The organism is Parasphingorhabdus sp. W113, assembly GCF_055693205.1.
Map to the genome: position 1 here is coordinate 3,165,913 of NZ_CM146328.1, position 20,256 is coordinate 3,186,168.

General features: G+C 58.4%; 15 protein-coding genes. 5 read left to right on the plus strand and 10 right to left on the minus strand.

Annotated features, from left to right (window positions below):
• The first annotated feature begins 10 nt into the window (after positions 1 to 10).
• A complete protein-coding gene (locus tag ACZ1GS_RS15315) occupies positions 11 to 3,448 on the plus strand; it encodes a TonB-dependent receptor (protein ID WP_472696035.1) in 3,438 nt (1,145 codons plus the stop codon).
• Positions 3,449 to 3,538: 90 nt separating this feature from the next.
• Here the strand turns inward: ACZ1GS_RS15315 and ACZ1GS_RS15320 are convergent, their stop codons facing one another.
• Together ACZ1GS_RS15320 and ACZ1GS_RS15325 are read right to left on the minus strand one after the other, a co-directional pair.
• Positions 3,539 to 4,504 carry an NAD(P)/FAD-dependent oxidoreductase gene (locus tag ACZ1GS_RS15320; RefSeq protein ID WP_472696036.1) on the minus strand — a complete coding sequence of 322 codons (966 nt, stop codon included), beginning with the start codon at positions 4,502 to 4,504 and terminating at the stop codon, positions 3,539 to 3,541.
• Positions 4,505 to 4,619: 115 nt separating this feature from the next.
• Positions 4,620 to 5,597, minus strand: a complete 978-nt coding sequence (locus ACZ1GS_RS15325; RefSeq protein WP_472696037.1) for a polysaccharide deacetylase family protein — start codon at positions 5,595 to 5,597, stop codon at positions 4,620 to 4,622.
• Between the two features lie 113 nt (positions 5,598 to 5,710).
• Between ACZ1GS_RS15325 and ACZ1GS_RS15330 the strand changes: the two genes are divergently transcribed.
• Together ACZ1GS_RS15330 and ACZ1GS_RS15335 are read left to right on the plus strand one after the other, a co-directional pair.
• A complete protein-coding gene (locus ACZ1GS_RS15330; protein ID WP_472696038.1) occupies positions 5,711 to 6,778 on the plus strand; it encodes an NAD(P)H-binding protein in 1,068 nt (355 codons plus the stop codon).
• Between the two features lie 75 nt (positions 6,779 to 6,853).
• Positions 6,854 to 8,881, plus strand: coding sequence for an oxidoreductase (locus tag ACZ1GS_RS15335; protein WP_472696039.1), 2,028 nt, complete (start codon positions 6,854 to 6,856; stop codon positions 8,879 to 8,881).
• A 59-nt stretch (positions 8,882 to 8,940) separates the two neighbouring features.
• Here ACZ1GS_RS15335 and ACZ1GS_RS15340 read toward each other — a convergent pair whose 3' ends face one another.
• The 5 genes from ACZ1GS_RS15340 to ACZ1GS_RS15360 all read right to left on the minus strand — a co-directional run bounded on the left by ACZ1GS_RS15340 (position 8,941) and on the right by ACZ1GS_RS15360 (position 14,519).
• Positions 8,941 to 9,618 carry a nitroreductase gene (locus ACZ1GS_RS15340; RefSeq protein ID WP_472696040.1) on the minus strand — a complete coding sequence of 226 codons (678 nt, stop codon included), beginning with the start codon at positions 9,616 to 9,618 and terminating at the stop codon, positions 8,941 to 8,943.
• An 83-nt stretch (positions 9,619 to 9,701) separates the two neighbouring features.
• Positions 9,702 to 10,772, minus strand: a complete 1,071-nt coding sequence (locus ACZ1GS_RS15345) for a lipocalin-like domain-containing protein (protein WP_472696041.1) — start codon at positions 10,770 to 10,772, stop codon at positions 9,702 to 9,704.
• Positions 10,772 to 13,342 (minus strand): FtsX-like permease family protein, encoded by a 2,571-nt coding sequence (locus ACZ1GS_RS15350; RefSeq protein WP_472696042.1) that lies wholly within the window; start codon positions 13,340 to 13,342, stop codon positions 10,772 to 10,774. The genes ACZ1GS_RS15345 and ACZ1GS_RS15350 overlap by 1 nt, the downstream gene beginning before the upstream one ends.
• Positions 13,335 to 14,015: an ABC transporter ATP-binding protein gene (locus tag ACZ1GS_RS15355; RefSeq protein WP_472696043.1), complete on the minus strand. Its 681-nt coding sequence runs from the start codon at positions 14,013 to 14,015 to the stop codon at positions 13,335 to 13,337. The genes ACZ1GS_RS15350 and ACZ1GS_RS15355 overlap by 8 nt, the downstream gene beginning before the upstream one ends.
• A 66-nt stretch (positions 14,016 to 14,081) precedes the next feature.
• Positions 14,082 to 14,519 carry an Lrp/AsnC family transcriptional regulator gene (locus ACZ1GS_RS15360; protein ID WP_472696044.1) on the minus strand — a complete coding sequence of 146 codons (438 nt, stop codon included), beginning with the start codon at positions 14,517 to 14,519 and terminating at the stop codon, positions 14,082 to 14,084.
• A 166-nt stretch (positions 14,520 to 14,685) separates the two neighbouring features.
• Between ACZ1GS_RS15360 and ACZ1GS_RS15365 the strand changes: the two genes are divergently transcribed.
• On the plus strand, positions 14,686 to 15,261 hold the full coding sequence (locus ACZ1GS_RS15365) for a LysE family translocator (RefSeq protein WP_472696045.1): 576 nt from the start codon (positions 14,686 to 14,688) through the stop codon (positions 15,259 to 15,261).
• A gap of 3 nt (positions 15,262 to 15,264) precedes the next feature.
• Here the strand turns inward: ACZ1GS_RS15365 and rtcA are convergent, their stop codons facing one another.
• Genes rtcA through ACZ1GS_RS15380 form a run of 3 tightly spaced genes read right to left on the minus strand, consistent with a single transcriptional unit; the run spans position 15,265 to position 18,335 of the window.
• Entirely contained in the window at positions 15,265 to 16,278 is a 1,014-nt protein-coding gene (rtcA, locus tag ACZ1GS_RS15370; RefSeq protein ID WP_472696046.1) for an RNA 3'-terminal phosphate cyclase, read from the minus strand.
• Positions 16,275 to 17,075, minus strand: coding sequence for a nucleotidyltransferase domain-containing protein (locus ACZ1GS_RS15375; protein WP_472696047.1), 801 nt, complete (start codon positions 17,073 to 17,075; stop codon positions 16,275 to 16,277). Before ACZ1GS_RS15375 ends, rtcA begins: the two co-directional genes overlap by 4 nt.
• 33 nt (positions 17,076 to 17,108) lie before the next feature.
• Entirely contained in the window at positions 17,109 to 18,335 is a 1,227-nt protein-coding gene (locus ACZ1GS_RS15380) for an RtcB family protein (protein WP_472696048.1), read from the minus strand.
• Between the two features lie 321 nt (positions 18,336 to 18,656).
• On the opposite strand from ACZ1GS_RS15380, the gene rtcR reads away from it, so the two are divergent.
• Positions 18,657 to 20,249, plus strand: coding sequence for an RNA repair transcriptional activator RtcR (gene rtcR, locus ACZ1GS_RS15385; protein ID WP_472696049.1), 1,593 nt, complete (start codon positions 18,657 to 18,659; stop codon positions 20,247 to 20,249).
• The last annotated feature ends 7 nt before the right edge of the window (positions 20,250 to 20,256 follow it).

Genomic DNA, 20,256 nt, shown 5'->3' on the forward strand with positions numbered 1-20,256 from the left:
GAACATAATCATGAAAATCAAATATCTTCTGGCAGCGAGCGTTGTCAGCCTTTCAACCGCCGGCCTGATGGCAACGCCAGCCGCTGCGCAGCAAATTACTTCTGGTATTGAAGGGTCGGTCAATGATGCCGATGGCAACCCGCTCCCCGGAGCCACGGTTACGATTACCGACACCCGTACCGGTTCCTCGCGCACGGTAACCACCGGCAGCGGCGGCAATTTCAGCGCGCAAGGCCTTGTCGCTGGCGGACCTTACACGGTCACTGCCACCGCGTCCGGGTTCGAAGGGCAGACCATCGAAAACCGTTCACTGAACGTCAGCGGTAATCTGCGCCTCACCTTCAGCTTGGCCTCTGGCGCAACCGATTCGGTTATCGTCGTGACGGGTGCCAGGGTGCAAGCCGTGCAACTCGCCGTTGGTCCAGGCCAGGCCTTCGACCTCGAATCGCTGGAAGGCTTTCCGTCGATCACCCGTAATGTCAGCGACATCATTCGGATCGACCCGCGTGTCAGCCTCGACCGCAACAATGAAGTCGACCGGATCAGCTGTCTTGGCGGCAATGACCGTTCCAATACCTTCACGGTCGACGGTATTGTTCAGTCGGACGTGTTCGGATTGAACGGCACGCCTTCGGCGTCCCGCAACACCTTCCCCATCCCGTTTGATGCAATCCGCCAGACCTCGGTGGAATTCGCTCCGTTCGATGTCGAATATTCCGACTTTACCGGCTGTGCCATTAACGTCATCACCAAATCGGGCGAGAACAAATTTCACGGCTCAGCCTTCTATACGTTTACCAATGACAGCCTTCGCGGAGACGAAGCGGGCAACAGAGGGTCCGTTGTCGCACCATTTTCCGAAAAACGTTGGGGTGCCACGCTGTCTGGCCCAATCATCCCGGACCGGCTGTTCTTCTTCGCCGGATATGAGGAAACCGATCTTGGCAATGCCAATGAATTTGGTCCTGCAGGCGGCGGTTTTGCGACCGAAGCAGATTTCGTAACGCAAGCCCAATTTGACCAGTTCGCCAATATTGCGAACACGGTCTATGGCCAGGATGTCGGCGGCTATCCGCAGAACCTGCCAGAAACCAGCGTACGCTATTTTGGTCGACTGGATGCCTACATCACCGACAACCATCGTCTTGAAGCGACTTATCAGCGCCTCGAAGAGACCAATGTTGAATCCGATACCGGTACCAACAATCTCACCGGGCTGAACAGCTTTGAAGATGAGGGTACGGTTTCGGATTATTATTCGGTTCGGCTCTATTCCGACTGGACCGACCGGATTTCGACCGAGCTTCGCGTTTCGCGGTCCGAAGTTGGTGACAAGCAGGGACCGTTTGGCGGCGGTGAAGCACAAGACGAAACGCCGGCCGTTCGGCTAGTCGTTGGCGTGCAAGGGCCAACGGAAAATGGTCTCCTTTCCACCGGTCCCGGAATCTTCCGGTCGGCCAACCAGCTCGACACCAAAATCGACCAGGCGCGTTTCGTGATGAACATTGACGCCGATGATCACAAGATCAAAATCGGCGCCGAGCTGAACGATCTCGAGGTATTCAACCTGTTCGCCATCAATGCGACGGGGTCGATCTTCTTCCGCAATCTGACGGATTTCCAGAATGGTCTTGTCGCCAGCGGTGACTCCTCCAGTGTGTTCGCCAGTGCCGATGATTTGATTGTCGGTGGCCGCTTCGGATTTAATGGCGGCGCAACAATCGCCGCATCTGCAACCGGTGACATTAATGACGCCAGTGCGACATTCAGCCGGCAAATCTATTCCTTCTTCGCACAGGATGAATGGCAGGCGACGGACCAGTTGAGCCTGACTGCCGGCGTTCGCGTACAGCTCTATGATGGGGTCGGCGTTCCACGCAACAACCCGTCGTTCCTGCAGCGTTTTGGATTTTCCAACAGCGTTCCGTTCAGCAGTCTGGATACGGTCATCCTGCCGCGTTTTTCGGCTACTTATGACCTGTTCAACCAGGGTTTCTTCAGCGACACGACCTTAACCGGTGGTGTCGGCCTTTTCTCCGGCGGCGATCCAGTTGTATTTTATTCAAACGCCTTCTCCAATGACGGCTTTGCGTCGGCCAATGGTGACACGTTTGACGCCGAATGTGCGGGACTGCAGGATGCCAATGGCAACTTCAGCGTCGTGAGCGGTGGCCAATTCACCGGTTTGCCACAATGCGCGGTACAGGCAGCGATTAACAATGCTTCTCGCGGTGGCGCTGATGTCAAATCCACCGATCCGAATTTTGATGTTCCAACAGTGCTCCGCGCCAATCTTGGTGTCGACACCACGATCGGTGCCCAGGACGGTTTCTTTTCAAACTGGAACCTCAAGCTCGATTATATCTATTCGCGTTTCATTGACCCGATCAACATCAATGACCTGGTTCAGATTCCCAACCCAAGTGAGGGGCTGAACGGCTTCGCGATTGACGGTCGTCCAATCATTGCAGCCATTGATCCGCTAAACGCAGGTTGTAATGCCGAACTGGTCGGCACTGGGGGCACTCCGCCAACTTACACCAATGTTTCCGCCGCCTGTTTCGGTACCCGGATTGATGATTTCAACCAGCTGACCAACGGCCCTTCCTATGACAGTCACGTCTTTTCGATTGCCCTGGCGAAGCGTTTCCAAAGCGGAATATTCACCGACAATGGCAATGTGAATGTCAGCTTCGGCTATGCATTCACGGATTCCAACAACACGCGGAATGTCTTCGGCGCTACCGCCAATGGTAACTTTGAAGATACGGCAGCTTTCGACTTCCAGGACCCAGCGATTTCGACTTCGAATTTCGAAACCCGCCACCGGTTCACGGTCGCCGCGAACTTCCGCGAGGAGTTTTTCGACGATTACTCCACGCAACTGGGTGTGTTTTTCTCTGCACAGTCGGGCCGTCCCTATAGCTTGACCTTCAGTGGCGACGGGTTCCAGGATTCAACGTCCGGCGACAATAACGCTCTGTTGTATATCCCGACAGGTATCAGCGATCCAAATCTGTCGCCTCTGTCGACGGCCACCGCTGCCGACATTGACAGCCTGCTGAATGTCATATCCGGTTTGAATTGTAGTTTCACACCCGGTCAGACGATCCGCCGCAACACCTGCCGCAATGACTGGGTCTTCGACATGGACCTGCGGTTCAGCCAGGAAATTCCTGGTCCTGGCCGGTTCTTCGGCGTGGAAGACAAGATCGAGCTGTTCGCTGACTTTGACAATGTCCTGAACTTCATTGATCCCGACTGGAACGTGTTCCGCAATCGGGATGACGAAGATGGACTGGTCAATCTCATCGGAACTTCCGGCGTTGATACGCAGGGCCGTTACATCCTGGACAGCCTGAATGGCCAAATTCCGGATAACCAGGAAACACTGCGTTTCTCCAATTCGGTCTGGCGCATTCAACTGGGTGTCCGTTACGAATTCTAAATCGCATAGCTCACGCATTGACAAAGCCGGCGGCTCCGCAAGGGGTCGCCGGTTTTTTTGTGGGCTAGGATATGTCCGGTATCGGCGCGCTCAAACCTGCGCGCAGATCTGCCGCGCCAGCTGAATCCCGGATAGCCAGGCCTGTTCGACCGTCGACCCCAAAACCCAGTCGCCACAAATACCGATCTGCAAGGCGCTGTTCCAAACCGCATCCGGGCGTGTCTGGGGATCGGCTGTGCCATCGGGCTGTGCATAGCGCCAGCGATGGGCGCTTTCCGATAGAATCTCCGGCATGGCCGGCACCAGCCCTGTCAGTTCAGCGCGCATGGCTGCACAGACATCCTCCGGCCCATCTTCGAGATGCGCCTCTGACCAAGCCGCATTGGCCTGAATCACCCAGCTTTCTATCGCTGGCCGGCCCGGCTTGTCGGCATTGCGCATCGCCTTTGCAATGGCGCCTTTCCGTCCAAGCGCAACAGCGGTTGGCAGCGGCAAGGGCGCCGCAAAGGACAGCATCACGGTCCAGCAAGGTTGCGAGCGCACAGCCGCCGCTGCCCGCGCAAAACCGGATTCCCAGGGCTCCAGAAGCGGCGCGGCCTGCTCAGCCGGCGTGGCGACAATCACCGCATCAAACGCATTGCTGTCTTCCGACACACCTCGTAACCGCCAACCGCCATCCGGCGCCTGCGGATCACGGTCAAACCCGGTAACCAGATTGCGCCATCGAACATCCAGCGCGGTAGCCATGGCCTTGAGCGGCGCGTTCATGCGGGGATGGCCGACCCAGGACTCTGCGTCTGCCTCAGGCCATCGGGCAAGCAGCCCCTGCTGGTGCCACTCAGCGCATTGCCGTTCAAATTCTGCGGTCCGGGCGACAAAACTAGGCGCACCGTGGTCAAAGCTGGTTTCTCCAAGCGCGGTCTGCGTCCGCCGGGTGGACAGGCGCCCGCCCGCTCCGCGGCCCTTGTCGAACAGCTGCACATGATGGCCCTGTGCCTGCAATGCCAGGGCACAGGACATGCCCGCCATCCCGGCTCCGATAATCGCAAATTTCATACTATCCGTTCCATTGCTGACCGCAGAGCAGCGCTCGGCTCCTTCATGCACAGACGGTGGAGAGATACAAGTCGCAGCGGTCCCGGCGAGACCCGATTATACCGCCAGACTGTGGCTATTCGTACCGCAGTTGCGCCCAGATCTGTTCCCCGATCCGCTTTCTGGTGCGCCAGCTATTGGCTTTCAGGCGGGTCAGAGGATCACAGCGCTTGACCATGTGATCGGGGTCCAGAGCGCGAAACCCCGTCGTTCCGATGTCGGGGCGGCCGTAGATATATTGAACAAGCCGTTCAAAGCGCCGGGCTACCGTTCGATTGACCCGTTTGCGATCCCGCGAAAGCAGTTCAAAACTGTGGGTCACAATGACGAAAGCAGGATGCTGCTGGGCAACGGCGTGGTCGATCGCCGCCCGCATTTCGGTGCTCGAGAGCGCGCAAATCTGGGCCGGACGAATATTGCCTGGCCGGTCATAGATTGCCGCGACCGGCAGCTCGACGATCTTTTCACGATAAACTGGCGACGATTGGTCTGCCGGCAAGCTGATCCGGCAATCCTGAATGTCAGACGCCGGATTGAAACTGGAATCCCAAACCAGACCGAGAGCATGCAAGGCGCGCAAACTGTCATCATTGGCGCCATAATTGCCCGCCCGAAATGCCACCGGTTCCGGCGCGCCGGCGGCAACCAGCCAGTCGCGGCCCAAGGTCAGCAGCGTCAGTTGATCCTCATAGGAAAAATCGGCAAGATTACGGCCCTGTCGGCCGCCGACCGGTGACTTTTTGGCCCATTCCAGCCATTCGGTGTGGATGTGCAACTGTACTTCGTGCCCGCGCTCGACAATCGGCCCGACCATGTCGGCAACAATATCCGGGCCATAAACCAGCGCTGGCATGGGGTCGACGAAGAACACTGCCTTTTGATCATAGGCATCAAGCTGGTCCATCTGATAAACAATGCCATAGGCCCCGTTGACACAACGGCCGAGAATGGAACTTACAAAATTGGCAGCCGGGCCCACACCGCCCTGGTGCAGAGCAGCGGACAATTCGGTATCCACCGTGATCACAATGTCGGTCTGATCGGGCTTTTCCACAATATGACAGTCTCTGTTGATCCCATTCTCCGTTCCTATTTACAAAGCGTTACAGCAACAGCCTTAAAAATCGCTAAAGACCGGCTCCGTGGCCGCATATTGGCCGCACAATCGTGCGACGCTTGCGCGCGCTGCAACGGCCTGCCACTCTCTCCGGCACCATGACCGCCAATCGTCAACATTCTCAGAGCGCCGGGCCCGGGAAACGCATATTCGTGCTGGGTGCCACCGGAACGATCGGCCGCGCAACGGTCAGGGCGCTGGTGCGCCGCGGCCATCAGGTGGTTTGCCTGGTCCGCCGGCCATTGACCACCGAAAGCGCACCCAGTGGCGACCGCGCTCTGCCGGCGGATGCCGAGATTCGCTATGGCGACGCAACCGATCCCGAATCCCTCCGCAAAGACGGGTTTCGCGGAGAATTCTTTGACGTGCTGCTATCCTGTCTGGCCTCCCGCACCGGCGCGCCGGAAGATGCCTGGGCGATTGACTATGCGGCCCATTGTACGGCGTTGGCAGCGGCGCGGGACGCTGGCATCCAGCATATGATCCTGTTGTCCGCCATCTGTGTCCAGAAACCGGTACTGGCGTTTCAGCAGGCCAAATTGGCGTTCGAGACCGTCCTGATCGAATCCGGTCTGCGCTATTCGATCGTCCGGCCCACTGCCTTTTTCAAATCGCTCTCGGGCCAGGTCGAGCGGGTCCGGCTAGGCAAGCCCTTTTTGCTGTTCGGCAATGGCCAGCTGACCGCGTGCAAGCCGATTAGCGATGCTGATCTCGGGCAATATCTCGCCGCGTGCATCGATGAGGAAAGCCGGTTTGATCAGATCCTGCCGATTGGCGGTCCGGGGCCAGCGCTGACGCCAAGGCAACAAGGCGAACAGCTGTTCGCGCTGCTCGACCAGGAACCGCGCTTCCGGCATGTGCCGGTCCGCTTGCTGGATGGCATTATCGGATTGCTCGCCTTGCTCGGCCGCCTGTTCCCGGCCGTCGCCGCCAAAGCCGAATTGGCGCGAATCGGCCGCTATTATGCCACGGAATCGATGCTCGTGTGGAACCCGCAAACCGGCGAATATGACGCCGAGGCCACGCCATCGTTCGGCACCGAGACGCTGGCAGACTATCACGCCCGGCTGATTGCCGGTGACGCCCGGGCGGAACGCGGAGACCATGCGGTCTTCTGAAGCTGTGCCTCAATTTCGCAACCGCTACTATTTAGGATAATGGCAAAGCGCCGCCAGCGCGCTAGACAGCCTGATATGACCTATCCATTATTGCTTGAACCGCTCGACCTGGGCTTCACCACCATCAAAAACCGCTCGATCATGGGCTCCATGCATACCGGGCTTGAAGAGATGGAGGGCGGGTTCGAACGAATGGCCGCCTATTTTGCCGAGCGCGCCGCCAATAATATCGGCATGATCATCACCGGCGGCATTGCCCCGAATGAAGAATCCGGACCCCATGGCGCGCGGATGTCCAATACCGAAGAGGCGGCCAAGCACCGGCTCGTCACCGACGCGGTGCACGCCGCCGATCCGGACGTGAAAATCTGCATGCAGATCCTGCATCCCGGCCCGCTCGCCAATAATCCCAAAATGGTCGCCCCCTCCGCCGTGCGGTCGCGGATCGCCCGCCATGTCCCCAATGAACTCGACAAAGCCGGCATCCAGAAACAGATTGACGATCATGTGCAATGCGCCCTGATGGCCCAGAAGGCCGGCTATGACGGCGTCGAAATCATCGGATCCGCCGGCTATCTGATCTCCACCTTCCTCGTTCGCAAGACCAATTTGCGGGAAGATGAATATGGCGGATCCTATGAAAATATGATGCGCTTTGCGCTCGAGATTGTCGAACAGACCCGCGCTGCGGTTGGCGAGGATTTCATCCTGATCTTCCGCATTGCCGCGATGGACATGCTCGAAGGCGGGATGAGCTGGGAAGAGATCACGACGCTCGGCCAGGCGCTGGAAAAAGCCGGCGTCACGATTATTTCGACTCATTTCACCTGGCATGAAAGCGCCGTACCAACCATCGCCACCATGGTGCCTCGGGCGGCGTTTACTTCGGTGACCGGGCGGCTGCGCAAGGCCGTCAACGTGCCGGTGATCACCTCCAACCGGATCAACATGCCGGATGTCGCAGAAGAAGTGCTCGCCCGCGGCGATGCCGATCTGGTATCGATGGCCCGCCCGTTGCTGGCCGACAGCGCGTTCATGCGCAAAGCCGTCGAAGGCCGGGAAGACGAAATCAACACCTGTATTGCCTGCAATCAGGCCTGCCTTGATCACACATTTTCCGGCAAGCTGACCACCTGCCTGGTCAATCCGCGCGCCTGTCATGAAACCAAGCTCAATTATTTGCCGACAACAGCACCGAAACGCATCGCTGTCGTCGGCGCAGGCCCGGCTGGCCTCGCCTATGCGACGGTAGCGGCCGAGCGCGGCCACGCCGTCACACTCTACGAAGCGGCATCGGAAATTGGCGGTCAGTTCAATCTCGCCAAGACCATTCCGGGCAAGGAAGAATTTTACGAGACCTTGCGCTACTATCGGCGGATGATCGAGGTCCACGGCATCGACCTGCGCCTGAACACGCGCGCCGACGCACAGATGCTGCAGGACGAGGGCTTTGACCGGATCATCATATCGACCGGGATCAAGCCGCGGACGCCGGATATTGACGGGATCGATCATCCCAAAGTCGCCGGCTATATTGATGTCATTACCGGAGCCAAGCAGGTTGGCAAGAAAGTCGCCATTGTCGGCGCCGGGGGAATTGGCTTTGATGTCAGCGAGCTGATCAGCCATTCCGGCCCTTCCGGTGCGGTGGACCGCGCGGTCTTCGCCAGGGAATGGGGTGTCGATTTCGAAAACCATCCGCGCGGCGGAGTCACCGGCGTCGAGCCGGAAGTCGCCAAGTCCGACCGCGAGATCACCCTGCTGCAGCGCAAGGAAAGCCGGGTCGGCTCGGGCCTGGGCAAGACCACCGGCTGGACCCACCGGCTGGCGCTAACCCGGCGCGGGGTCGGCATGATGAATGGTGTCGAATATGTGAAGATCGACGACGATGGCCTGCATATCCTCCAGCATGATGGCCAGCCACAGCTGGTTGAAGCGGATACGATCATCATCTGTGCGGGACAGGATCCGCTGCGTGATCTCTATGACGACCTGCAATCCCGGGACCTGCCCGCCGACCTGATTGGCGGCGCGTTCGAAGCCAAGGAACTGGACGCCAAAGCGGCGATCAATCAGGCAAGCTATATGGCGGCAGAAGTCTGACAGCGGTCGGCAAGCGAACGAAACTGTAGCACCGTCAGCTCAGGCGGATGGCGGCGATGCTAGCTATCGAAGCCCACAAATCGCGCGGCTTCTTCAACCGGCTTGCGGGTCGACACAACGCTGTTTGCCGGGAAGCTTTCATCCGGCCAACCGAGCGCGATGCTTTTCATGATCACCTGGTCTTCGGCAATACCGGCATGCTCGCGCACCACCGGGGACTGCATGATGCCCTGGCTGTTGATCACCGTCCCCAGGCCGCGCGACCAGGCCGCGTTGACCAAAGCGGTTGCCACCGCACCACAGTCAAACGGCGTATCATCGCTGCCGTCGAGGACGCGGTCATAAGTGATGATCACACAGACCGGTGCATCAAACTGGCGGAATCCTCGCATCACCCAGTCCTGCCGCGCATCCTTGTCGTCACGGGCAATCTCCATCGCGGAGAAGAGCTGTTTGGCCACCCCGATTTGCCGATCACGATGCTGACCGGCAAAGGCCTCGCCGGTCCGGAATTCGCGGGATTGCGGGACGCCAGCGAGCATCCGTTCGGTATTCCCCTTGCGAATCTGTTCGAGCGGCGCACCGGTGATGACATAGAAATTCCACGGCTGGGTATTCATCGATGACGGCGCGCGCATCGCCAGGCCGATAATCTCCGTGATCAGCTCCTGCGGCACCGGATCGGGCTTATACCCGCGAATACTGCGACGACCGAGAATGACTTCATCAAATTGCATGCGGGGCTCCGTTCCAAAATTATCCCCTGTGCGCTAGGATAAAAACGCGGCGATGCAAAGCCCGGTTTCCCGGTTCGGCGAAATCACAGGGCGATGGCTTCCGCATAGCCGGTCATCTCGAGATAACCCCGTCCGCCCTCGGTGGTGACGGCGCCTTCCCAGTAGCTCGGGGTGAATGGACCGCTCAGTTCCTGGGCATCAAACATGGGTTTGAGCCGATAGCGTTTCTGCGCGCCTCCCACGGTCACGACAAATTCCGCTTCTACCGGATAGACCGCCCCGGTTTCGGGTGATGTCCAGGTGCGTCTGGGATGGAACTGGACATCTTCAGGTGCCAGCACGGTCTGCGTGCCGTCGGCCGCCCGAAAGCTGCCACCGGCATAGACCGGCCGGCCGTCGGCGCCGCGCACCTGAAAAGCCATCAAGGCGCTGCCATCATCAAAATTCAATCCCGTCCAGTCCCATCCCACGGCGTTTTCCGGCAAGACATCGGAGGACCATTCGCGATCCAGCCAGGCCTGGCCGGTGACCCGCAAACGCTTTCCTTCATGGTCCACGACACCGGTCACGGTCAGCTGTGGCACGGAATAATAATAGCTCGCCTGCGACGGCCGCGGGCCTTTGCGGCTATAGCCGGCCTGGCCATTGAGCATCGGCGGCTGCGTGGGTGTCATTGTGAGATCGAGATTGAACGCCTTGCCGTCGACTTTGCTTACAAACGTCCCGTTGCGCTTGCGATCCAGCCGCCAGTCCAGCAACCGCACTGCCGCATCCGACGCGGCTGCATCGATCAGACCAAAACCGGCCCGGCCAATCCGTTGATCATGAAGCAGTTTACCGGTCTTGGGATCGGACAACGCGGCATGGCCAAAAATGACCTGATTGGGCGCAAAGGCGCTGGGATTGCCGCTTTCGACATCGGGCCGCGTGCGGAAAAAAGTGATCTGGAAACCCAAAGGCTCGCCGCTTTCGGTCTCGAGCCAGCCGGTAAAATACCACCACTCGGTCCGAAACGCATCATGCGATCCGTGATCCGCGGGGAAGGAGATGGTCTTGCCGGGCTTCACTTCCGGATAGACCGTGCTCGTCATCGCCCAGGCGCCAGCGGACAGCAGGACGGCGATGATCAGACTCAGGAAAGACAGATGACGCATTACCAATCCTCATTGACGGCACGAAGCGCGTCCCGTGCGACGGCCCGCCGCCCTGCAAAAACCGCGGTCAGAGCGGAGGTTAACAAGAGCGCAGCCGAAATCCCGACAAGCAATCCCCATGGGATATGGGTTTTCATCGTGAGATTGAACGATTGCGGATTGATCACATGCACCAGAACCTGGCTGATCGCCAGGCCGGAGGCGAGTCCGGCAGCCAGGCCGACCGCCCCCAATAGCAGACCCTCACTGCCCAGCATGCCGACAATCTGACCCTTGCGCAGTCCGATATGACGCAACATCCCAAATTCTTTCACGCGCGTCCCCACTTGTGCTGCAAAAGTCGCACCAACGCCGATCATGCCAATCAATATGGCGACCGCCTGCAGCCCGTAGGTGATTGCGAAACTGCGGTCGAACAGCCCAAGGGCGATTTCGCGGATACCGCGCGCCGGAGAGATATTGACCGTGGCACCGGCAATGCGGTTTATAAGCGGCGCCAGTCTGTCAACTTCCGCATCGATCGCATCCGTCGCATCCGTGCCGGCCAGCGATATCGCAATCTCGGTGCGGTCGCGGTCGCCGGTCAGCTGGTTATAATCGGTCGACTCGAGGACAATCGATCCCTGCTGATTGGCATAATCGCTCCAGATCCCCGCGACGTAAGTGACAACGCCGCCGTCGCCAATCGGCAGCCGCACGGTCTCGCCAATTTCGAGGCCATAAAGCAGGGCTGCCGGTTCCGAGACCCAGATCGGAACACCGGTCCCGTCCTGACCCGCATTGGCGATCAAAGGCAGCGGATATTGCGAGGCAGCGACCGGGCGGATGATCAGGTTGACCGGCGGCTTCTTGGGATCCAGGCTCATCGCCACGCTCTTGCTGAACTCGGCCGTTGCAATGCCCGGCAGATCGGCAATTTGCGCTTGCTCAGTAGCATCGAAACGCGACGCTGCCAGGCCACCAGATACATAGAGATCGGCGCTGAGAATCGATCCCAGCCAGTTGTCGACCGATGTGCGGAAACTCGACACCATGATCACCATCGCGATCATCAACCCGACGCTGGCAACAATGCCACCAAGGGCAGCGGCAGCCTGGGACGGAGACCGCATCAGATGGTTTAGCGCCAGATCAAAGGGCAGATTTGTCGCCGAAAATCTTTGCAAAGGTTGCAACAGGCTTTTGGCCAGCCACGGTGTCAACCAGATCGCGCCACCCAATAGCGCGGCAACGGCCAGATAGCCGAACAGGGGTAAGCCATCCACCGATGGCAAGGTGGTCAGCACTGCCCCGACCAGGATCAGTCCTGCCCCGGGCACCCAGCCCGGGCCTTTGACCGGCCCAGAGATATCGGCGGAATCCTTCAGCGCCTGGGCCGGTATCGTGCGGGCGGCGCGGCGCCCCGGAACAACGCTCCCCAAAATCGCGGTTCCGATGCCGAACACCAGAAACGCCGCCACGGCGGACAACCGGACATCCAGCGGACCGGCAGCACTGGCAAAATAGCCGGCTCCGAGATCCGCGCCCACCAGCCGCAACACAATATTGGCGAAACCATAGCCGAGCAGCAATCCGAGCAGCGACCCGATGACTCCCAGCGCCAGCCCCTCGATCAGCAATTGACGCTGAAGGTGCGTTTTTTGCAGCCCGAGGATCCGCAGCAAGGCAAATTGCGGTTGCCGGGTTTGCGCAGAGAGCGACTGGGCCGAATAGACCAGAAACCCTCCCGTCACGAGCGCGACCAGCGCCAGCATCTCGAGATTGACCCGATAGGCGCGCGACAGGCTATTTCTTTTCTGGGTTTCGTTCGCAGCGCCGGTGATGCGGGCGTCTTCGGGCAAGGCCGTTGTCAGAGCGCGGTTGAGCGATGCTTGGGAAACCGTGTCGGCCCGCTTGATGTCCAGCCGGTCGAGCAGACCCAAGCGGTTAAAGCGCCACTGTGCGGTGGCAATATCGGTAACCGCAACCGCTTGCCCGGCGGCAATGCCCGGAAGATCACCCGCGATCACGAATATATGACTCTGATCATTGGCGCGCAGGGTCACCCGGCTGCCCACTTTGGCTTCAATGCCATCCATGGCTGTGCGGCTCAGGTACAGGGCGTTCAGATCAAAGGCCGATTGGCCGCCGGTCCGGCCCGCGGACTGATCCGTGCTCCGGTCCTGCCGGCCGAGCAGCAGTGGCGTAATGCTCGCCGCCCGGAACGGATCGATGCCGATCAGCTTGACCCGGGTTCCGGCGGCGCCGAGCAAAGCCGGCATCTCTATTACCGGACTGATATCGGCAACTTGCGGAAGCGCAAACAAGGTCGCGTAGAGCTGTTCGTCAAAACCGAGGCTGGTCGCGCCCGCCACTTGCGCGTCGGCATCGCCGGATATGTTGCGCACCGCATCACCAAAAGCATCGCTCGCAGAGGCGTTGATCAGATGGATGGAAAAGCCCAGCGCGATACCGATCGCAATTGACAGCATCGCAAAAATATAACGGAACGGGAAGCTACGAAACTGCCCTACCAGCAGCCAGCGCCAGATGATGTGGCCGCTTTTGCTGCTGTTCGCTTGGCTAGTCATCAAGCACCCGCATGCCCTCTGCGGTCATCATCAGACGGCGATCGGCGGCAGCGGCATCGATCGCCGAATGGGTCACCAATATCATCGCCGCACCGTTTGATTTCACGACCTCTGTCATCAGCGCCATAATGTCCCGTGAGGTCCCGGGATCGAGATTGCCGGTCGGCTCATCGGCCAGAATCAGGGTCGGGGCATGAACCAGGGCGCGGGCAATGGCAACGCGTTGCAACTCGCCGCCAGACAGCTCTGACACCGCCCCTTCGGCGCGGTCGCCCAATCCCACCCGGTCCACCATTTCTGCGGCTTTGGCGAGCGCGGTTTCACGCGGGTCACCGGTTAATATCGCCGGCAGAGAAACATTCTGAACCAAGGTCAGGAATGGCAGGACATGAAAGGCCTGAAAGACAAAGCCGATATGCGCCGCTCTCCAGTTTGTCAGCTCGGTCTCGGCCAGTCCGGCGAGACTCCGGCCGGCGATCACAACCTCGCCGCGGGTTGGCGCATCCAGTCCGGCCGCGAGATTGAGCAAGGTCGATTTGCCGACGCCGGACTCTCCCTGAATCGACACAAATTCGCCGCGCGACAGGGACAGATCAATATCGGTGAACAGGGTCCTGCCGTTGGGCAAGGATTTGGACAGGGATTGGAGTTTAAGCGGCAGTTCTACGGACATTTCGCAACCTTTACAGGACAAGGACGGTGCATAGCGCAGGATCGCAACAGCAGATACTCTCGTTTGTCAGGAGACCGAGGAAACCAGCACATGCCGCGTCGTCATTCCGGTTACGCCTTCCCGCCCAGCCAGCTGTTCGCGCAATTCGGCGAGGTCCTCGATGGTTTCACACTCGCAATAGACCAGCATATCGACATCGCCCGACAGGCAATAGGCCGCTTCGACGCCGTGCATCTCATGGATCGTACCAACCAGTGCATTTTGCGACGCCCCGGTTGCAAATTGAAGGGTAAGAAAGGCCCTGGTCGCCGGCAGCTGGGTGCGATCGACACGAATCGTATAGCCCTTGATCACGCCCTGTTCTTCCAGGCGGGTGATCCGGTCATGGGTCGAGCTCCGCGACAGATTAATGGTCCGCGACAGGGAAACCAGACTGGCGCGAGCATTGGCCTGCAGGGCTTTCAACAGCTGCAAATCCTTGTCGTCGAGACCGCGTTTACTCATATCAACGCCCCAATCGCCTTCCCATCCGGACAATTTCCGGTGCTCCCGGCATAGTGCTGGTGGTTGGCCGCCATCAAGCAGCTTAGATTCCAGCAACATTTCGAAACTAAGGGAGGGTCTTATCGACTTCAACATTTTCCTGCTTTTCGTCGGCACCACATTGGTCGTGATTGCCGCGCCCGGGCCAGCGGCCCTCGCCATAACATCGCAAGGATCGGGTAACGGCCTGTGGCGGGCACAAATGGGGATATTGGGCGTTGCCAGCGCCAACGCGGTCTATTTCGCGCTGTCAGCCCTGGGTATCGCGTCGATCATCATCGCCTCGAGTTTTCTGTTCACCGCGATCAAATGGGCTGGCGTCGGCTATCTGGTCTATCTTGGCCTTTCCGCCCTGTTCAGCAAGAGCGGCGGGCTGAACATCGTCAAAGGCCGTCCCGAAACCGCAAAAGCACGGTTCGCCAAGGGCTTTCTGGTCGAATTTGCGAACCCCAAGGCGCTGCTATATTTTGCGGCGATCTTGCCGCAATTTCTGGATCCTAGCCAACCCATCATCCCGCAAATCCTGATCATGGGACTGGTCACCGCGATCCTGGATATCCTGGTTTACTCCGTTTACGCCTATCTGGGGCAAAGCCTCTCGCGCAGCAAAATGAAAACCTGGATCATCACCGGACTCAACAAGTTTGCCGGCGTTGCGCTGCTCTTCACCGCCTTCCGGATGGCGAAAATCTCCGCGCCGTAGCGATTATTTTACGGTCACAAGAAATGTGCCGTTATCTTGCTGATCAAACACGGTTTTTCGACCGGTAAATGTTTCGATAATAGCGGCATTGGTGCGACTGTGCTGGCTTGGCTTGACCGTGGTAAAGGAACCGCCACCGGCGAGCGCAAAGGGCAGCAGCAGCTGATCAGCCAGATAAGGGCCGGCAAAAGCGTCGCTGGCCATATAGCCTTTCATCCGGTTCGCGGCGGTCTTCGCCAGCCGCTCGGCCTTCAGACCAAATTTGCCAAAGCCCGCCACGATTTCGCTGACATTCTCATAAGACGCTTCCAGGATCAGGATATTGCCTGGCCCCTGATCTTCGGGCAATTCCCGCACGCCGATTGCTTCCTCTTCCCAGCCCAGAACCTTCTGTGCCGCGGTCACTTCCCGCTCGGCAATTTCAAAAGGCAGACCGGCAAAATAGGCCGTGCCTTTGCTCGACCGCAGCTTGCCGCGATCAAGACAATCCATGCGCCGTAGCGGCGCGGGCGTAACATCAATGGCGATGCGCCCGCCGCCTTGCGGATAGAAACCATGGCGAACCAGCTTGGCCGAAACGGTCGGCCCCATGCGGTTGATAATCGGCAGAAAGGTTCGTTCAATAAAATCAAATGGCGGCGCCATCAGATTATGCGTGCCGCCGTCCAGAACAATATGCGACGGGCCATCGGCAAAAATCAGCGCCGGCAGAATCGTCTGCAGAACCAGATTGGTGCTGCCGGCTGTCCCGACCGCAAACTTATAGTCCCCCGCCCGGATCGGGCCCGGCCGGAACGTGATGTCCGACGCGCCTACAGTGAGGCCTTCGCATACAGATGCACTGATCGCACAGGCGGCCTCCAGCGACGTGACATGCTGGCGCATCAGCCCCGGCTTCTCACGCTTCCCGCGAATATTGGTAATCTGAAAGGGCTGTCCCGTGACCAGCGAGAGCGATGCAGCGCTTCTGAGAACCTGCCCACCGCCTTCGCCTTCGGAGCCATTAATAATAATCATCTGTTCACCAATTCCAAAAATATCTGTTCTGCGCGCGCATGACATGCCGCCTCGTCGCCTGCCTGTTCGGCCACTTCGGATGCGCGACCGAGTTCTTCGTTTATCAGAGCATCTATGGCCGGTTTTCTGGCCCCACTGCTCTTTTCATTTGTTATCTTTTTGGCTGCAATAAGCGCATCAATGTCGGCGACAATCGTCACTGACAAATCCGTGGCATCGACGAGCGCCTGCAAGTCCATCGGCGGGCGTTCCCCGGGATGATGGCGCAAGAAGCGGATCGCCAAAGCCGGGCGGAGTGAATAGAAATATTTCTTCACCGGCACGTCCCCGCCCTTTGTGATCCAGCGATTGGCATTGTTTCGACCAAGATTGGCATAGTGATGTGCCAGGGCCCGCCCGTTGAGAACATCATCGGCCAAGCCTTTGAGCTGATCAACAACCGGATGATCGGCGCGATATCTTATCGGTGATTCCATCCACTCGCTGACGACGGCGTTGGATTTCAGCAAAAGCCCAAGCGCTTTGCGGATATCCCAGCCGTTGAGATCGATGTCATCGACAATCGGCTGCTCGATCACGTCCCGCCCCGGACGCAGGCTGAGATACCAGTCGCGTTTGCGGAGATAGACAAACCGCACATCATAGTCGCTGTCGGGCGAAGGAAAGCCCCAGGCCCGAGAGCCGGATTCGATAGCCAACAGAATCTGTACGTCTTCGTCGCGTTCGATCGTCGCCAACCGGGTTTCGATTTCCGCCTGAACGTCGCCGGGAATGTCAGCAAGATTGACTTTGGACATGATATTCTCTCCAGCAAGCCGGTGTGTGAAGGGCTAGCCCTTCACACACACAACCTGTTTCAACGTATGGACAATCTCGACGAGATCATCCTGCGCGGCCATGACCGCCTCGATCGGCTTGTAGGCCTTCGGCGTCTCGTCGAGCACACCGATATCCTTCCGGCATTCGACGCCTTTGGTATCTTCGATATGTTCTTCCAGCGTCACGGCTTTTTTGGCTTCTGTCCGGGACATCACCCGGCCGGCACCATGGCTGCAGCTTTCAAAGCTGTCCCGGTTGCCAAGCCCCCGGACAATGAACGATTTCGCACCCATTGAGCCCGGGATGATACCCATCATGCCCTTGGAGGCACGCACCGCACCCTTTCGGGTGATCAGCACATCCTCACCAAAATGCCGCTCCCGATTGACATAGTTGTGATGGCAGTTAATCGCCTCCACATCCGCATCAAACGGTTTGGCAATCTGGCCGCGCAGCGCCTTGATGACATTTTTCATCATCATCTGACGGTTCGCCATCGCAAAATCCTGCGCCCATTCGACCGCTTCGACATAATCGTCAAAATGATCGGTCCCTTCCGGGAAATAGGCGAGATTCTGATCCGGCAGATTGATATGCCATTTGCGCATATCCCGCTTGGCCAGCTCGATAAATTGCGAGCCAATCGCGTTACCGACACCCCGCGAACCACTGTGCAGCATGATCCACACCCGGTCTTGGGTATCGAGGCACAGTTCGATGAAATGATTGCCCGTACCCAGCGTGCCGAGATGGACCACGTTGTTGGTATTCTTGAACCGCGGATATTTGTCCGTAATCCGGTCAAACCGCGCAGATAGCGGAGTCCACGCATCGAGGATCTCCTGCTGTGGATCTCCCCAAGAGCCCTTGTCCCGGCGACCACGTCCCACGGACCGGCCATGCGGCACAGCGGCTTCGATCGCTGAACGGATGGCCTCCAGATTATCCGGCAGGTCGCTCGCCATCAGCGATGTCTGCGCGGCCATCATGCCGCAACCGATATCAACACCGACTGCGGCTGGAATAACCGCACCCTTGGTCGGAATAACCGAACCAACGGTTGCGCCAATCCCGACATGCACGTCAGGCATGGCCGCCATATGGCTGAAGATAAACGGCATCTGCGCCGCTTTCGCAAGCTGGACGCGCGCGCCATCATCAACCGGGACACCGCGTGTCCACATCTTGATCGGATGGCCGCCTTCAACGTCCACAAATTCATAGTTCATATCGACCATCGCAGGTCTCCTTGTCTTGTTCTTAGCAGCCAAAAGCTGCGAGGACAGGCTGTTGATCCGCGGAGAATGTCCTCGGGAGCGGCTGGCCCATTCCAGCCGCTCCGGTTTCCGCGTCACCTGGCCAACCATGTTTGACCAACCAGCCAGGCCCCTTTCCTATTGCAGCGCATGTGCCAGTTTTGCCGAAACTCGGCCGTCACCTCTTTATCCATATGATTTTATTAGATTTTTTCTATATCGCTGCGCAGGTTCTCATTTTCTCAATTTCTAGAATCGCATTTTCTTATATTATTATATAGTATTATATATTATCGGATAGTCATGAAACCTCTCGTCGTTATCGGATTTCTCGGTTCCACGCTAGATGCCGGAAAATTTGGCCCTACCCGCTGGAACAAATGGCGGCCGTCTGTGTCACTGACCATGCATGAAGATGTTCGCGTCGACCGCTTTGTTCTTCTGCACGGCACCAGACATTGTCGACTGGCCGATCAGATATCCACCGACATCGCAACAGTGTCTCCCGAAACCACAATGGACAAACGGGTGCTGGAATTCGATGATCCATGGGAATTTGAAGAGGTCTACGGGAAGCTGCTGGATTTTGCTCGGTCCTATCCGTTCAATCCGGACCAGGAAGACTATCTGATCCATATCACTACCGGCACCCATGTCATGCAGATTTGCCTGTTCCTGCTGACCGAGGCCCGCTTCCTGCCCGGTCGGCTGCTGCAGACTCAGCCGGCCGCGCGTGTGAACGGCTATTATCCCGGCAAGATCAGCATGATCGATCTGGACTTGTCACGCTATGACAGCATCGCGTCACGTTTTGCCGCGCAGGTTGAGGAAGGCACGTCTTTTCTGAAATCCGGCATCGACACCAGAAACCCGGCATTTAACACCCTGATCGACGAGATTGAGCAAGTGGCCGGGCGATCCAAGGCGCCGATATTGCTGACCGGGCCGACCGGTGCGGGCAAAAGCCAGCTCGCTAAGCGGATCTTCGAATTGAAAAAACTGAACCACCAGGTTTCCGGCGCATTTGTCGAGGTCAATTGTGCCACCCTGCGCGGCGATAGCGCGATGTCGGCGCTGTTCGGCCACAAAAAGGGTGCCTTTACCGGCGCCGCAAGCGAACGGTCCGGATTGCTGCGGACTGCACATGACGGTATTCTTTTCCTCGACGAGATCGGCGAGCTCGGTGCTGACGAACAGGCGATGATTTTGCGCGCGATAGAGGAAAAGCGGTTTCTGCCGGTGGGCGCGGACAAGGAAGTGTCTTCCGACTTTCAGCTGATTGCCGGCACCAACAGGGATCTCTCCGAAGCGGTGCGCAAAGGCAGATTCCGCGATGATCTGCTCGCGCGGCTCAATCTGTGGACCTTTGCCCTGCCCGGACTGTTAGACCGCAAGGAGGATATCGAACCAAATCTTGACTATGAGCTGGACCGGTTTGCCGAGCGCGAAGGCAGCCGCGTAACCTTCAACAAGGAAGCCAGAGCCGCCTATCTGCGGTTTGCAACTTCCGGTTCCGCGATCTGGTCTGGCAACTTCCGCGATCTGGCATCCAGTGTGACCCGCATGGCCACATTGTCCCCCACGGGCCGGATCGACAAACACACCGTCGAGATGGAGTTGACGAGATTGAAAACGCTCTGGGCCGATCCGGATTCCAATCCACCTGATGATCTCGCCACCGTGCTCGATGATGCAGTCATCACCGCTCTGGATCCTTTTGATCGGGCGCAGCTCTCGCAGGTCATCAAGACCTGTCAGCAGAGCAAATCACTGTCCGAAGCCGGTCGCATGTTGTTTTCGGAGTCGCGCAAGAAACGCAAAAGTGCGAATGATGCCGATCGCCTGCGGAAATATCTCGCTCGGTTTGAATTGTCCTGGCGAGATCTCAACGGATGACGGAGTC

What these genes read in the sequence shown, in the direction of transcription:
- ACZ1GS_RS15355 (WP_472696043.1), bottom strand. Translation starts at nt 14,015, where the DNA reads ATGTCCGTAGAACTGCCGCTTAAACTCCAATCCCTGTCCAAATCCTTG.
- ACZ1GS_RS15380 (WP_472696048.1), bottom strand. Translation starts at nt 18,335, where the DNA reads ATGGTCGATATGAACTATGAATTTGTGGACGTTGAAGGCGGCCATCCG.
- ACZ1GS_RS15335 (WP_472696039.1), top strand. Translation starts at nt 6,854, where the DNA reads ATGACCTATCCATTATTGCTTGAACCGCTCGACCTGGGCTTCACCACC.
- ACZ1GS_RS15315 (WP_472696035.1), top strand. Translation starts at nt 11, where the DNA reads ATGAAAATCAAATATCTTCTGGCAGCGAGCGTTGTCAGCCTTTCAACC.
- ACZ1GS_RS15350 (WP_472696042.1), bottom strand. Translation starts at nt 13,342, where the DNA reads ATGACTAGCCAAGCGAACAGCAGCAAAAGCGGCCACATCATCTGGCGC.
- ACZ1GS_RS15375 (WP_472696047.1), bottom strand. Translation starts at nt 17,075, where the DNA reads ATGTCCAAAGTCAATCTTGCTGACATTCCCGGCGACGTTCAGGCGGAA.
- rtcR (WP_472696049.1), top strand. Translation starts at nt 18,657, where the DNA reads ATGAAACCTCTCGTCGTTATCGGATTTCTCGGTTCCACGCTAGATGCC.
- rtcA (WP_472696046.1), bottom strand. Translation starts at nt 16,278, where the DNA reads ATGATTATTATTAATGGCTCCGAAGGCGAAGGCGGTGGGCAGGTTCTC.
- ACZ1GS_RS15345 (WP_472696041.1), bottom strand. Translation starts at nt 10,772, where the DNA reads ATGCGTCATCTGTCTTTCCTGAGTCTGATCATCGCCGTCCTGCTGTCC.
- ACZ1GS_RS15340 (WP_472696040.1), bottom strand. Translation starts at nt 9,618, where the DNA reads ATGCAATTTGATGAAGTCATTCTCGGTCGTCGCAGTATTCGCGGGTAT.
- ACZ1GS_RS15320 (WP_472696036.1), bottom strand. Translation starts at nt 4,504, where the DNA reads ATGAAATTTGCGATTATCGGAGCCGGGATGGCGGGCATGTCCTGTGCC.
- ACZ1GS_RS15360 (WP_472696044.1), bottom strand. Translation starts at nt 14,519, where the DNA reads ATGAGTAAACGCGGTCTCGACGACAAGGATTTGCAGCTGTTGAAAGCC.